General features: G+C 75.0%; 11 protein-coding genes. 9 read left to right on the top strand and 2 right to left on the bottom strand.

Annotated features, from left to right (window positions below):
- The first annotated feature begins 44 nt into the window (after positions 1 to 44).
- From zwf to eda, 3 genes are read left to right on the top strand one after another with little or no spacing between them, the layout of a single operon-like run.
- On the top strand, positions 45 to 1,733 hold the full coding sequence (gene zwf, locus M8330_RS11080; RefSeq protein WP_250827368.1) for a glucose-6-phosphate dehydrogenase: 1,689 nt from the start codon (positions 45 to 47) through the stop codon (positions 1,731 to 1,733).
- Positions 1,730 to 3,664, top strand: coding sequence for a phosphogluconate dehydratase (gene edd, locus M8330_RS11075; RefSeq protein WP_250827367.1), 1,935 nt, complete (start codon positions 1,730 to 1,732; stop codon positions 3,662 to 3,664). The genes zwf and edd overlap by 4 nt, the downstream gene beginning before the upstream one ends.
- The gene (gene eda / locus M8330_RS11070) at positions 3,648 to 4,274 is read left to right on the top strand and encodes a bifunctional 4-hydroxy-2-oxoglutarate aldolase/2-dehydro-3-deoxy-phosphogluconate aldolase (RefSeq protein ID WP_250827366.1); all 627 of its coding nucleotides are present in this window, start codon (positions 3,648 to 3,650) and stop codon (positions 4,272 to 4,274) included. Before edd ends, eda begins: the two co-directional genes overlap by 17 nt.
- Positions 4,275 to 4,332: 58 nt before the next feature.
- Here eda and M8330_RS11065 read toward each other — a convergent pair whose 3' ends face one another.
- Positions 4,333 to 5,517, bottom strand: a complete 1,185-nt coding sequence (locus M8330_RS11065) for an XdhC family protein (RefSeq protein WP_250827365.1) — start codon at positions 5,515 to 5,517, stop codon at positions 4,333 to 4,335.
- A 131-nt stretch (positions 5,518 to 5,648) separates the two neighbouring features.
- The gene (locus M8330_RS11060) at positions 5,649 to 6,791 is read right to left on the bottom strand and encodes a glycosyltransferase (protein WP_372490198.1); all 1,143 of its coding nucleotides are present in this window, start codon (positions 6,789 to 6,791) and stop codon (positions 5,649 to 5,651) included.
- Between the two features lie 116 nt (positions 6,792 to 6,907).
- Here M8330_RS11060 and M8330_RS11055 point away from each other — a divergent pair, with 116 nt between their 5' ends.
- The 6 genes from M8330_RS11055 to M8330_RS11030 all read left to right on the top strand — a co-directional run bounded on the left by M8330_RS11055 (position 6,908) and on the right by M8330_RS11030 (position 12,607).
- On the top strand, positions 6,908 to 7,231 hold the full coding sequence (locus M8330_RS11055) for a DUF1905 domain-containing protein (RefSeq protein WP_250827363.1): 324 nt from the start codon (positions 6,908 to 6,910) through the stop codon (positions 7,229 to 7,231).
- Positions 7,232 to 7,330: 99 nt separating this feature from the next.
- On the top strand, positions 7,331 to 9,685 hold the full coding sequence (locus tag M8330_RS11050) for an FdhF/YdeP family oxidoreductase (protein WP_250827362.1): 2,355 nt from the start codon (positions 7,331 to 7,333) through the stop codon (positions 9,683 to 9,685).
- Positions 9,686 to 9,716: 31 nt separating this feature from the next.
- The gene (locus tag M8330_RS11045; protein ID WP_250827361.1) at positions 9,717 to 10,739 is read left to right on the top strand and encodes a pirin family protein; all 1,023 of its coding nucleotides are present in this window, start codon (positions 9,717 to 9,719) and stop codon (positions 10,737 to 10,739) included.
- A 129-nt stretch (positions 10,740 to 10,868) separates the two neighbouring features.
- Positions 10,869 to 11,447 (top strand): DNA-3-methyladenine glycosylase I, encoded by a 579-nt coding sequence (locus M8330_RS11040; protein ID WP_250827360.1) that lies wholly within the window; start codon positions 10,869 to 10,871, stop codon positions 11,445 to 11,447.
- 57 nt (positions 11,448 to 11,504) lie between these two features.
- Positions 11,505 to 11,906 (top strand): CidA/LrgA family protein, encoded by a 402-nt coding sequence (locus M8330_RS11035; protein ID WP_250052227.1) that lies wholly within the window; start codon positions 11,505 to 11,507, stop codon positions 11,904 to 11,906.
- Positions 11,903 to 12,607: an LrgB family protein gene (locus M8330_RS11030; RefSeq protein WP_250827359.1), complete on the top strand. Its 705-nt coding sequence runs from the start codon at positions 11,903 to 11,905 to the stop codon at positions 12,605 to 12,607. Before M8330_RS11035 ends, M8330_RS11030 begins: the two co-directional genes overlap by 4 nt.
- Positions 12,608 to 12,681 lie beyond the last annotated feature (74 nt).

Below are 12,681 nucleotides of genomic sequence, written 5' to 3'. Positions count from 1 at the left end.
TAAGTCGGTTTGTATCGATCCAAAACCGTGCCATGGTTCTGCTCATGGCCCACATCTCCCAGACGCCGGTCCCCCCGACCAGCGGCGTCGTCGGCGGCTCCACGTCGTCCGACCCGGCCGCCACCGTCCACGTCCCGGTCCGCCCGGCGACCCCCGCTCCCGCCTCCGGCACCTCGGCCGCGTTCGGCTCCTCGGCCGCGTTCGGCGCCCCCGCGACCGGCACGGCCGCCGGCGCCCGCGGCGCGGCCAAGCTGCCGACGTCCTGCGACTTCACCGTCTTCGGCGGCACCGGCGACCTCGCGATGCGCAAGCTGCTGCCGGCCCTGTACTCCCGCGACCTCGAGGGCCACCTGCCCGCCGACACCCGGATCATCGGCGTCTCGCGCTCCGAGCTGGACGACGACGGCTACCGCGCCGAGGTCCGCGCCGCCCTGCACCGCTTCGTCGAGCCCGAGCGGCTGGACGAGACCGTCGTCGAGCGGCTCCTGGGCCGCCTGCACCACCTGTGCCTCGACGCCCACGACCCCGAGGGCTGGCACCTGCTGCACGCCCTGCTCAAGGACCGTCCGCACGAGGAGGAGACCATCCGCGTCTTCTACCTCGCGGTCGCGCCGGTCATCTTCGGCCCCACCTGCAACCGGCTGGCCGACCTCGGCCTCGCCGACGAGCGCGCCCGCGTGGTGATGGAGAAGCCCATCGGCCACGACCTGGAGAGCTCCCGCGAGGTCAACGACGCCGTGGGCGACGTCTTCGACGAGAAGCAGATCTTCCGCATCGACCACTACCTCGGCAAGGAGTCGGTGCAGAACCTGCTGGTCACGCGCTTCGCCAACACCTTCCTCGAGCCGCTGTGGTCCTCCCGCTGGGTCGACCACGTGCAGATCACCGCGGCCGAGACCGTCGGCGTCGGCACCCGCGGCGGGTACTACGACCACGCGGGCGCCATGCGCGACATGCTGCAGAACCACCTGCTCCAGCTGCTCTGCCTCGTTGCCATGGAGCCGCCGACCTTCGTCGGCCGCGAGAACGTCCGCGACGAGAAGCTCAAGGTGCTCCAGGCGCTGCGGCCGCTGACCCCGGCGGACGTCGACCGCCTCACCGTGCGCGGCCAGTACGGCGCGGGCCTGGTCGACGGCGCCCCGGCGGCCGGCTACAACGAGGACCTCGGCGAGCACGTGCCGGAGGGCGGCTCGCGCACCGAGACCTTCGTGGCGCTGCGGGCCGAGGTGCAGAACTGGCGCTGGGCCGGCGTCCCCTTCTACCTGCGCACCGGCAAGCGGATGAGCACCCGCTACTCCGAGATCGTCGTGGTCTTCAAGCAGCCGCCGCACGAGATGTTCCCCCACGCCACGGGCCCGGTCGTCGGCAACCGGCTGCACATCCGCGTCCAGCCCGACGAGGGCATGCAGCTGCTCGTCACGGCCAAGGAGCCCGGCCCCGGCGGCATCCGCCTGCGCCCGGTCTCCCTGGACCTCTCGTACGCGACCACCTTCGCCGAGCGCTCGCCCGACGCCTACGAGCGGCTGCTCATGGACGTCGTGCGCGGCGACCCGACGCTGTTCATGCGCCGCGACGAGGTGGAGGCCGCCTGGACCTGGGTGGCGCCGATCCTCGAGACCTGGGCCGCCTCCCACGAGGCCCCCAAGCGGTACCCGGCCGGCACCTCCGGCCCCTACGCCTCCGCCGCGCTGCTCGAGCGCGACGGCCGATCCTGGCAGGAGCCCGACCAGTGACCACTCCCAGCAACCAGGGCGCTCCCGTCCCGCGGCCCGAGGCCGACGCCGTCCCCCTGCACCCGGTGATCGCGCAGGTCACCGAGCGGCTCGTGGCCCGCAGCGCCACCGCCCGGGCCACCTACCTGGCCCGCACCGACGCCGCCGGCACCGCCGGCCCGGCCCGCACCCGGCTGGCCTGCGCCAACCTGGCCCACGGCTTCGCCGCGTCCGAGCCGGTGGAGAAGATCGACCTGCGCGGCACGGTGAAGCCGAACCTGGCGATCGTCACCAGCTACAACGACATGCTCTCCGCGCACCAGCCGTTCGTGGACTACCCGCCGCAGATCAAGAAGGCCGTCATCCGCGCCGGCGGCATCGCCCAGGTCGCCGGCGGCGTGCCCGCCATGTGCGACGGCATCACCCAGGGCCGCGCCGGCATGCAGATGTCGCTGTACTCCCGCGACGTCATCGCGATGGCCACCGCCATCGGGCTCTCGCACGACATGTTCGACGCCACTCTCATGCTCGGCGTCTGCGACAAGATCGTGCCGGGGCTGCTCATCGGCGCGCTCTCCTTCGGCCACCTGCCCACCGCGCTGGTGCCGGCGGGCCCGATGACCTCCGGCCTGCCGAACAAGGAGAAGGCGCGGACGCGGCAGCGCTTCGCCGAGGGCAAGGCCACCCGCGAGGAGCTGCTGGAGGCCGAGGCCGCCAGCTACCACTCCGCAGGCACCTGCACCTTCTACGGCACGGCGAACTCCAACCAGCTGCTGGTCGAGCTCATGGGCCTGCACCTGCCCGGTGCCTCGTTCGTCAACCCCGGCACCCCGCTGCGCTCGGCGCTGACCGACGCGGTCTCGGCCCGGGTGACCCGGCTGGCCGCCGACGTCCAGGCCGGTGAGCCCGTGGCCCGCCTGGCCGACGTCGTCTCCGAGCGGACGATCGTCAACGCCTGCGTGGCGCTGCTGGCCTCCGGCGGCTCGACCAACCACACGATGCACCTGGTGGCGATCGCCCGCGCGGCCGGCGTCGAGCTCACCTGGGACGACCTCTCCGACCTCTCCGCCGTCGTCCCGCTGCTGACCCGCATCTACCCCAACGGCTCCGCGGACGTGAACCACTTCGCCGCCGCCGGTGGCACCGCCTTCCTGGTGCGCACCCTGCTCGACGCGGGCCTGCTGCACGAGGACGTCGAGACGGTCGCCGGCCCCGGCCTGCGCCGCTACACGATGGAGCCGCGCCTGGCCGAGGACGGCTCGCTGAGCTGGGTCGAGGGGCCGACGGCGTCCCTCGACGCGGCGGTGCTGCGCCCGGTCGAGGAGCCCTTCCAGGCCGACGGCGGCCTCCGCGTCCTCTCCGGCCCGATCGGCACCGCGGTGATCAAGACCTCGGCGGTCTCGCCCGAGCACCGGGTGGTCACCGCGCCGGCGATCGTCATGGACGACCAGGCCGACTTCATCGCCGCCTTCGACCGTGGCGAGCTGGACGGCCGCGACTTCGTCGCCGTGCTGCGCTACCAGGGCCCGGCCGCGATCGGCATGCCGGAGCTGCACAAGCTCACCCCGCTGCTGGGCGTCCTCCAGGACCGCGGCCAGCACGTCGCGATCGTCACCGACGGCCGCATGTCCGGGGCCTCGGGCAAGGTCCCCGCGGCCATCCACGTCACGCCCGAGGCCGCCCTCGGCGGGGCCATCGCGAAGATCGTCGACGGCGACCTCGTCACCGTCGACGGCGTTGCGGGCACCCTCACGGTGGCGGACGCCGACGCGGTGCTCGACCGCCCGTCCACCGGCGCCGCGCCGAGCGCCGCCGAGTTCGTGGGCACGGGCCGGGAGCTGTTCGGCGCGTTCCGCGCTACGGTCGGCCCGGCCGACCAGGGGGCCAGCGTCTTCCCGGCCGTCACCGCCCAGCACTCGATCGAGGAGATCCCCGTTGCCCAGCACGCCTGAGTCCCTGCTCGACCTCGTCCCGGTCGTCCCCGTCGTGGTGGTCGAGGACGTCGCGCACGCCGTGCCGCTGGCCCGGGCGCTGGTGGCCGGTGGCCTGCCCGTCATCGAGCTGACCCTGCGCACCCCGGTGGCCCTCGAGGCCATCCGCGCGATCGCCGCCGAGGTCCCCGAGATCACCCTGGGCGCGGGCACCGTCACCACGCCGCAGCAGGCCAAGGAGGCCGCCGCCGCCGGCGCGACCTTCCTGGTCTCCCCGGGCGCCACCCCGCGCCTGCTCGACGGGATGCTCGAGACCGGGCTGCCCTTCCTGCCCGGCACCGCCACCGTCTCCGAGGTCCTGGCCGTGCTCGAGGCCGGCATCAGCGAGATGAAGTTCTTCCCGGCCGAGGCCTCCGGCGGAGCGCCCTACCTGAAGTCGATCTCGTCCCCGGTGGCCGGCGCCCGGTTCTGCCCCACCGGCGGCATCACCGCCGCGTCCGCGCCGTCCTACCTGTCGCTGCCCAACGTGGGCTGCGTCGGCGGCTCGTGGCTGACGCCGGCCGACGCGCTCGCCGCCGGTGACTGGGCCCGCGTGGAGTCGCTGGCCCGCGAGGCCGCCGCCCTGCGCTGACCTGGCTGCCCGCCGAGTCGGCAGCAGCTCTCACGGCCCGCGAGCCGTGGGACGAGCGCTACTGCCGACTCGGGACGGGGAGCGGGGCGTCCGGGCGGTGCAGGGCGCCGGTGGTCTCCCCGAGGGGGCGGCCGCTGGCCCCGTGCCGCGTCGCCACCACCTCGCCGAGCACCGACAGGGCCGTCTCGGCGGGGGTGCGCCCGCCCAGGTCGAGGCCGACGGGGGAGGAGAGCAGCGCCGTCTCGGTGCTGCTCAGGCCCGCCTCGTGCAGCCGGGCCAGCCGGTCGGCGTGGGTGCGGCGCGACCCCATCACACCCACGAAGGCGGGGCGGACGTGGTCGGGCAGCCGCAGCGCCACCGCCAGCAGCGGCACGTCGAACCGCGGGTCGTGGGTGAGCACCACGACCACGGTGCGGGGGTCCACCCGACCCGCGGCCGCCTCGGCCGCGAGGTGCTCGTGCGGCTGGGCGCGCACCACCTCGTCGGCGTGCGGGAACCGGGCGGTGGTGGCGAACAGCGGGCGTGCGTCCGTGACCGTCACCCGGAAGCCGAGGAACGACCCCGCCTCGGCGAGCGCGTCGGCCAGGTCGATCGCGCCGTAGACGAGCAGCCGCGGCGGGGCCGCGTGCACGTCGACGAGCACCGTCATCCCCTCGCCGAGCCGCTCGGCGGCCGGGCCGTAGCCCAGCGTGCCGCCGCGTCCGGCCGCGAGGGCGCCGCGGACGTCGTCGGCGACCGCCGCGTCCGCGCGTGCGCCCAGCCCCAGGGAGCCGTGCACGCCGGCCTCCGAGACCACGAGCCTGCGACCCACCAGCCCCGGGTCCGGGTGCTCGACCACCACGGCCAGGGCGGCCGGCCTCTCGGCGGCGACCTGCGCCAGCAGGTGAGCCAGCTCCGGGGCGGTGCCCGGTGAGACGGCCTCGACCAGCACGTCGATCGTGCCGCCGCAGGTGAGCCCGACCGCGAACGCGTCGTCGTCGCTGACCCCGTAGCGCTGCACCCGCGGGCCCGCGCCGGCCAGCGCCTCGTGCGCCAGGTGGTAGACGGCCGCCTCCACGCACCCGCCGGAGACGGAGCCGGTGACGGTGTCGTCCGCGGGGTCCGCGCCCGGGGTCAGCACCAGCCGCGCACCGACCGGCCGCGGGGCGGAGGAGAAGGTGCGCACCACGGTCGCCAGGCCGACGGCCTCGCCGCGCGCGAACGCCTCGCGCAGGGCGGCGAGGGCGGGATCGAGCGTGGGCACGGCGCCACCCTAGGTTCTCCGGAGCGGCGCGGGGCGCGGACGGGGCGGCCGTGGCAGGACCGTGCCCGACCCGTGCCCGACCCGTGCCCGACCCGTGTCGTGACCCGTGCTGTGGTCGGCGCCGGACCGCCTCAGGCGGGCTGGCGCACGAGCCCGCCGGCGCCGGCGTGCACCTCGAGCATCGCCTGCACGGACGCGGCCCAGGTGAACTGCTCGGCACGGCGGCGGGCCGCGACCCGGGTGAGCTCCCGAGGGCGGCGGGCCAGGTCGAGCACCGCGTCGGCCACGGCGGTCGGGGTGGGCGCGGCCCGGCGGCCGGAGGCGGCGTCGACGAGCTCCCCGGCACCGCCGGTGTCGGCGGTGACCACCGGCGTGCCGCAGGCGAGCGCCTCCAGCACGGCCAGGCCGAACGTCTCGCCCGGGCACACCGAGAGGGCCACGTCCGCCTCCCCGATGCGGGCGGCCAGCTCCTCGCGCGCGGTGACGAACCCGTGGAAGACGACGGGAGCGCCGCCGGCGAGCTCCTCCAGCTCGGGCCGGTGCGGGCCGTCGCCGTAGACGTCGAGCCGGACGGGCACGCCCCGGCGGTGCAGCTCCACGGCCGCGCCGACGGCGAGGTGGGGCGACTTCTCCCGCGAGAGCCGGCCGACGAGCGCGAGCCGCAGCGGGCCACCGCCCGGGTGCGGCTCGCGGGTGGGGACCGGGGTCGCCGGCGGACGGAAGGTCGCCAGGTCGACGCCCAGCGGCACGCGCGTGACCGGGCACCCGACGGCGCCGGCGGCGGTGCGGAACTCCCGCTCGGCGTAGTCGGAGGTCACCACGAGGCGGTCGAAGCTGCGCACCAGCACCTTGTTGAGCAGGGCGACCGGGTGCCGGGTGGGGTCCATCCGGGTCAGCATCGCGACCATGTCGTCGAGCCGCTCGTGGCTGAAGAGCACGGTGCCCACGCCCCGTCGCCGCGCCCAGCGCGCCACCAGCAGCAGCGTGAGCTTGTCGTTGACCTCGATCGAGGTGGGGCCGAAGCGCTCGAGCACGTCGACGACCCGCCAGGGCTCCACCACGAGCCGGTAGCCCGAGTAGACGCGCGGGGCGCGCACCTGCACGACCGTGCCGTCGGGCCCCTCGGTGACGGTGTCGGTGGGGCCGGGCACGACCAGCAGCCGCTCGGCGCCGGCCTCGACGTAGCCGCGCCCCAGCGCGGTGATCGCCGTCCGCATGCCCCCCGAGGCGGGGCCGACGAAGTTGGCGAGCTGGGCGATGCGCACGGGCCGCATCCTCGGGCCCGTGCGTGAACGCCCGTCGACCAGCAGGCGGACGGTGCCTGTCGGATGTGCCTGTCGGATGTGCCTGTCGTGTGCGGCTGTCGGCGGTGCGGGGCACCCTGGACCCCGTGACCGCCTGGGAGTTCGCCGCGCCGGTGTGGCTGCACGTGCCCGCGGGGGCGGACGCCGGCGGCGAGCCCGCGCCCGGCACGTGGGCCTTCTGCACCCTGCCCGAGGACGTGGGGGAGGAGGTGTGCCTGCTGTCCGGGCCGCGCCGTGGCTTCGGGTCCGTGCGCGTGCAGGTCGAGGTCGGCCGGAGCGCCTGGTCGACGTCGGTGTTCCCGGGCAGCGACGGCTTCGTCCTGCCGCTGAAGAAGGCGGTGCGCCGCGCGGAGGGCCTGGAGCCCGGCGACCTCGCGCACGTGCGGCTGCGGCTGGTCGACGCGCCCTGAGCGCTTGGACCTGAGCATCCGGACCCGGGCACCGGCTCGCGTGGCGCCTCGCCCGGGTGGTGCTGGTGGAGCAGCACGTGACAGGCAAGGATGCGAGACATGGCTTTCTGGCACCGTGAGGCTCCTGTCGACGACGTGGACGAGGGCGACCTGACCCTCAGCGACGGGATGCACTCCGCCGCCGGACCGGTCGCGGTCGGCGTCGCGATGAAGCGGGGCCTGGAGCAGATGGGCGTGCGCCGCACGGCCGGCACCCTGCTCCGGCTCAACCAGGTCGAGGGCTTCGACTGCCAGGGCTGCGCCTGGCCCGACCCCGCGCCGGGCCACCGGCACGCGGCCGAGTTCTGCGAGAACGGCGCGAAGGCCGTCACCGAGGAGGCCACGAAGCGTCGGGTCACGCCCGAGTTCTTCGCCGCCCACCCGGTCGCCGAGCTGGCCGAGCGCACCGACTACTGGCTGGGCCAGCAGGGCCGGATCACGCACCCGATGGTGCTGCGCGAGGGCGCCTCGCACTACGTGCCGATCTCGTGGGACGACGCGGCGGCGATGTTCGCCGAGACCATGGCCGGGCTCGGCTCGCCGGACGAGGCGATCTTCTACACCTCGGGCCGTGTCTCCAACGAGGCCGCGTTCGCCTACCAGCTGATGGTCCGCTCGCTGGGCACCAACAACCTGCCCGACTGCTCGAACATGTGCCACGAGTCGACCTCGGTCGGCCTGGCCCAGGCGATCGGGGTCGGCAAGGGCTCGGTCTCCCTGGAGGACCTCTACCGCGCCGACGTCATCGTCGTGGCCGGCCAGAACCCGGGCACCAACCACCCGCGGATGCTCTCGGCGCTGGAGGAGGCCAAGAAGAACGGCGCGAAGATCATCGCGATCAACCCGCTCAAGGAGACGGGCCTGGTCAAGTTCCGCAACCCGCAGACCCCGCGCGGCATGGTCGGCCCCGGCACCGAGATCGCCGACCTGCACCTGCCCGTCCGGGTCAACGGCGACCTCGCGCTCTTCCAGGCGATCGGCGCCCTGCTCGTGGAGTGGGACGCGCTCGACCACGACTTCCTCGCGCGGCACACGGCCGGCTACGAGGAGTACCGCGACCACCTCGGCTCGCTCGACTGGGACGCGGTGCTCCGCGCGACCGGCCTGAGCCGCGAGCAGGTCACCGAGGCCGCGCGGATGATCGCCGGCTCCTCGGCCACCATCTACTGCTGGGCCATGGGTGTCACGCAGCACCGCAACGCCGTCGCGACCGTCCGCGAGATCGCCAACGTCGCGTTCCTGCGCGGCGACATCGGCAAGCCCGGCGCGGGCCTGTGCCCCGTCCGCGGGCACTCCAACGTGCAGGGCGACCGCACCATGGGCATCTGGGAGAAGATGCCCGGCTCCTTCCTCGACGCCCTCGACGCGGCCACCGGCATCACCAGCCCCCGCGAGCACGGCCTCGACACCGTCGACTCGATCAGGGCGATGGCCGAGGGCCGGGCCAAGGTCTTCCTCGGGATGGGCGGCAACTTCGTCTCCGCCGCCCCCGACACCGCCGTCACCGAGGAGGCGTTCCGCGGCGCGCAGCTCACGGTGCACGTCTCCACCAAGCTCAACCGCAGCCACGTGGTGCACGCTCGGCAGGCGCTGATCCTGCCCACGATGGGCCGCTCCGAGAAGGACCTCACCGGCGGCGTCGTCCAGCGCGTCACCGTCGAGGACTCGATGTCCGCCGTGCACGCCTCGCACGGCCCGCTGGAGCCGGCCAGCCCCCACCTGCGCAGCGAGGTCGACATCGTCTGCCTGCTGGCGACGGCCTGCCTGGGCGAGGACCACGTCGTCGACTGGCCCCGGCTGCGCGCGGACTACACCGAGATCCGCCGCCTCATCGCCCAGGTCGTCCCCGGCGCCGCGGCCTACGCCGAGAAGGTGGACGCGCCGGGCGGCTTCGTCCTGCCCCACGGCCCGCGCGACACCCGCACGTTCCCGACCGAGGCAGGCAAGGCGACGTTCGCGGCCAGCCCGATCGACGTGCTGCACGTGCCCGAGGGGCGGCTGCTGCTCCAGACGCTGCGCAGCCACGACCAGTTCAACACCACCATCTACGGCCTCGACGACCGCTACCGCGGGATCAAGGGCGGACGACGGGTCGTGATGGTCCACCCGGACGACGCGGCCGACCTCGGCCTGGAGGTCGGTGGCTGGGTCGACCTGGTCTCGGAGTGGACCGACACCGAGACCGGCGAGGCCTCCGAGCGCCGCGCTCCGTGGTTCCGGGTCGTGGCCTACGACCAGCCGCGCGGCTGCGCGGCGGCCTACTACCCGGAGACCAACCCGCTCGTCCCGCTCGGGTCGACGGCGCTGGAGTCCAACTGCCCGACCTCCAAGTCCGTCATCGTCCGCCTCGAGCGCGTCGACGCGCCCACCGGCGTCGTCGGCTCCGACGCGGGCTGGGTGGTCCCCACCGCCTGACCTGGCGGCCGACGAGACCCCGGGAGCAGCGATGACCAACCCCGACCCGCACCCCGACGAGGTCGACTGCGCGGCGGGCCCGCACCCGGACGCGCTGGAGGTCCTGGCGCCGCGCGAGGTGCCGCTGGGCGGCCCGCGGGCCATGACGGTGCGCCGAACGCTGCCCCAGCGGGGCCGCACCCTCGTCGGGGCGTGGTGCTTCTGCGACCACTACGGCCCGGACGACGTGGCCGAGACCGGGGGCATGGTGGTCGCGCCGCACCCGCACACCGGCCTGGCGACGGTCTCCTGGCTGTTCACGGGCGAGATCGAGCACCGGGACTCGGTGGGCACGCACGCGTTGGTGCGGCCGGGCGAGCTGAACCTGATGACCGCCGGGCGCGGCATCTCCCACTCCGAGGTCTCGACCGCCGCGACGACCGTGCTGCACGGCGCGCAGCTGTGGCTGGCGCTGCCCGAGGACGCCCGGCACGGCGAGCCCCGGTTCGAGCACCACGTCCCCGACCCCGTGGCGGGCGAGGGCTGGGAGGCGCGCGTGTTCCTCGGCTCGCTGCTGGGCTCGTCCTCGCCGTTGCCCACCGCCACGCCCCTGCTGGGGGCGGAGCTGACGCTGGCGCCCGGGGTCGGTCTCGACCTGCCGCTGGAGCCGACCTTCGAGCACGCCCTCCTCCTGGACGCCGGCAGCCTCACCGTCGCCGAGGGCCCGCTGGCCCCCGGGGAGCTGGGCTACCTGGCGCCCGGGCGCGCCTCGGCGCGGCTCGAGGCCGGGGGCGAGGGCGCCCGCCTGCTGGTGCTCGGCGGCGAGCCGTTCGGCGAGGCCATCGTCATGTTCTGGAACTTCGTGGGCCGCAGCCACGAGGAGGTCGCGGCCTACCGCGCCGACTGGCAGGGGCAGGTCGCCGGCGACGGTGACGCGGCCGCGGCCGACGCCGGCCGGGTCGTCGCGGACTCCCAGGACGTCGCACCCGGCCGGTTCGGCACGGTCGAGGGCGACCACCGCCGCCCGCTCCCGTCCCCGGCCCTCCCCGGCACCCGCCTGCGCGAGCGCCACTGACCACCGCTGGCGTGGGCGACCACCCCGCGCCGGGCCACCCACCGTCCACAGGCGGTCTCGGCGACGCCGCCGTCCACACCCGAGCCCGGCGAGAGGTCCACCGTCGCCGCCCGGTGCCAGGCTGAGCGCATGGAACCGATCACCGGAGACGACGGGCTGGTCCGCTGCCCCTGGGCAGGCGGGCCGGGCCCGATGCGCGAGTACCACGACCACGAGTGGGGCCACCCGGTCCACGGCGAGGCCGCCCACCTGGAGCGGCTGGTGCTGGAGGGCTTCCAGGCCGGCCTGTCCTGGTCCACGATCCTGACCAAGCGTGGACGGTTCCGGGAGGTCTTCGCGGACTTCGACGCGGACACGGTCGCGGCCTTCACCGACGACGACGTCGAGCGGCTGATGGGCGACCCGGGCATCGTCCGCAACCGGGCCAAGATCGAGGCCGCCCGCCGCAACGCCGCGGCGACCGTGGCGCTGCGCGAGGACGGCGGGCTCGAGACGCTGCTGCACTCCTTCGCGCCGCCGACGCCACCGGCTCCGGCCACCACCGAGGAGCTGGGCACCACGTCGGCGGAGTCGGTGGCGATGTCGAAGGCGTTGAAGAAGCGGGGGTTCTCCTTCGTCGGACCCACCACGATGTACGCGCTGATGGAGGCGATCGGCATCTTCGACCCGCACCTGGTCGGCTGCCACGCACGCGGCACGGGCTCCTGAGGCCTGGGAGACCCGGGGGAGCAGCACGCGGGCGCACCGGTGCCAGACTCCGTCGACGTGCCCTTCCTGACCGGTCTCACCTGGCTGCTGGGGTGCCAGCTCGTCGGCACCCTGCTCGTCCACCTCACCGACCTGCCGGTCCCCGGCCCGGTCGTGGGGATGCTGCTGCTCCTCCTCGTCCTGCGCCTGCGGCACCCGAGCGAGGACGGCTCGCCCGCCGGGCGTGGCGAGGGCAGCGTGCACGTCGCGGCCGACGCGCTGCTGGCCCACCTCCAGCTGTTCTTCGTGCCCGCCGGTGTCGGGGTGGTGGCCTACCTGGGGCTGCTGCGCGCGGACGCCGTGCCCGTGCTGGCCGGCCTGGTCGGCTCCTGGCTCGCGGGCCTGGTCGCGGTCGGTCTCCTGGCCCAGCTCCTGGGCCGTCGCTCCGCTCGCCGGGGGCAGGGCGGGGGAGCCGCGTGACCTGGCTCCTGGACCAGCCCCTGACCTGGCTGTTCGCGACGCTGCTCGCCTACCGCGGCGGCTGCTGGCTGCGGGACCGCACCGGCCGCCACCCGCTGGCCCAGCCGGTGCTGGTGGCGGTGCTGGTGCTGGGCGCGCTGCTGCTGCTCACCGGCACCGACCTGGACGTCTTCGACGACGGCACGGCGGCGATCAGCTTCCTGCTGGGGCCCGCCACGGTCGCCCTGGCGGTGCCGCTGCATCGCCAGCTGCACCGGCTGCGGGGCTACGCCGTCCCCCTCGTGACCTCGATCGTCGTCGGGTCGGTGGTCTCCATGACGAGCGCCTGGGGCCTGGTCACGCTGCTCGGTGGCTCCGAGCGGCTGGCCTGGACGATGACCCCGAAGGCGACGACCGCCGCGGTCTCGATCCCGCTGTCGGAGACGGTCGGGGGAGTGCCGGCCCTCACCGCGGCCCTGACCATCCTCGCCGGCATCCTCGGCGCGGTGGCGGGCCCGACGGTCCTCACCTGGCTGCGGGTCCGCGACGCCCGGGCGCGCGGCCTGGCCGTGGGCGCCGCCTCGCACGGCATCGGCACCGCCCGGGTGCTGGGGGACGACGAGGTGACCGGCGCGTTCTCCGGGCTCTCGATGGGCCTGACGGCGGTGGTCACCAGCCTGCTCCTGCCGGTCCTGGCGCTCGTGCTCGGCGGCGGGGCATGATGTCGCTGTGGGCCCTCTGACCTGGGCAGACACACGCACGGCGCATGAACGTCACGCCGATTTCGCAACGCGGG

It is taken from the genome of Nocardioides bruguierae, assembly GCF_023656415.1.
GTDB lineage: Bacteria > Actinomycetota > Actinomycetes > Propionibacteriales > Nocardioidaceae > Nocardioides > Nocardioides bruguierae.
The sequence above is the reverse complement of the archived record's forward strand: the minus strand, read 5'-3'. Positions and strand labels throughout refer to the sequence as shown.

Excerpts from the sequence above, each read along its gene's own strand:
- zwf (WP_250827368.1), top strand. The coding sequence starts at position 45 with ATGGCCCACATCTCCCAGACGCCGGTCCCCCCGACCAGCGGCGTCGTC.
- M8330_RS11060 (WP_372490198.1), bottom strand. The coding sequence starts at position 6,791 with ATGCGGCCCGTGCGCATCGCCCAGCTCGCCAACTTCGTCGGCCCCGCC.
- M8330_RS11050 (WP_250827362.1), top strand. The coding sequence starts at position 7,331 with ATGGCTTTCTGGCACCGTGAGGCTCCTGTCGACGACGTGGACGAGGGC.
- M8330_RS11045 (WP_250827361.1), top strand. The coding sequence starts at position 9,717 with ATGACCAACCCCGACCCGCACCCCGACGAGGTCGACTGCGCGGCGGGC.
- M8330_RS11040 (WP_250827360.1), top strand. The coding sequence starts at position 10,869 with ATGGAACCGATCACCGGAGACGACGGGCTGGTCCGCTGCCCCTGGGCA.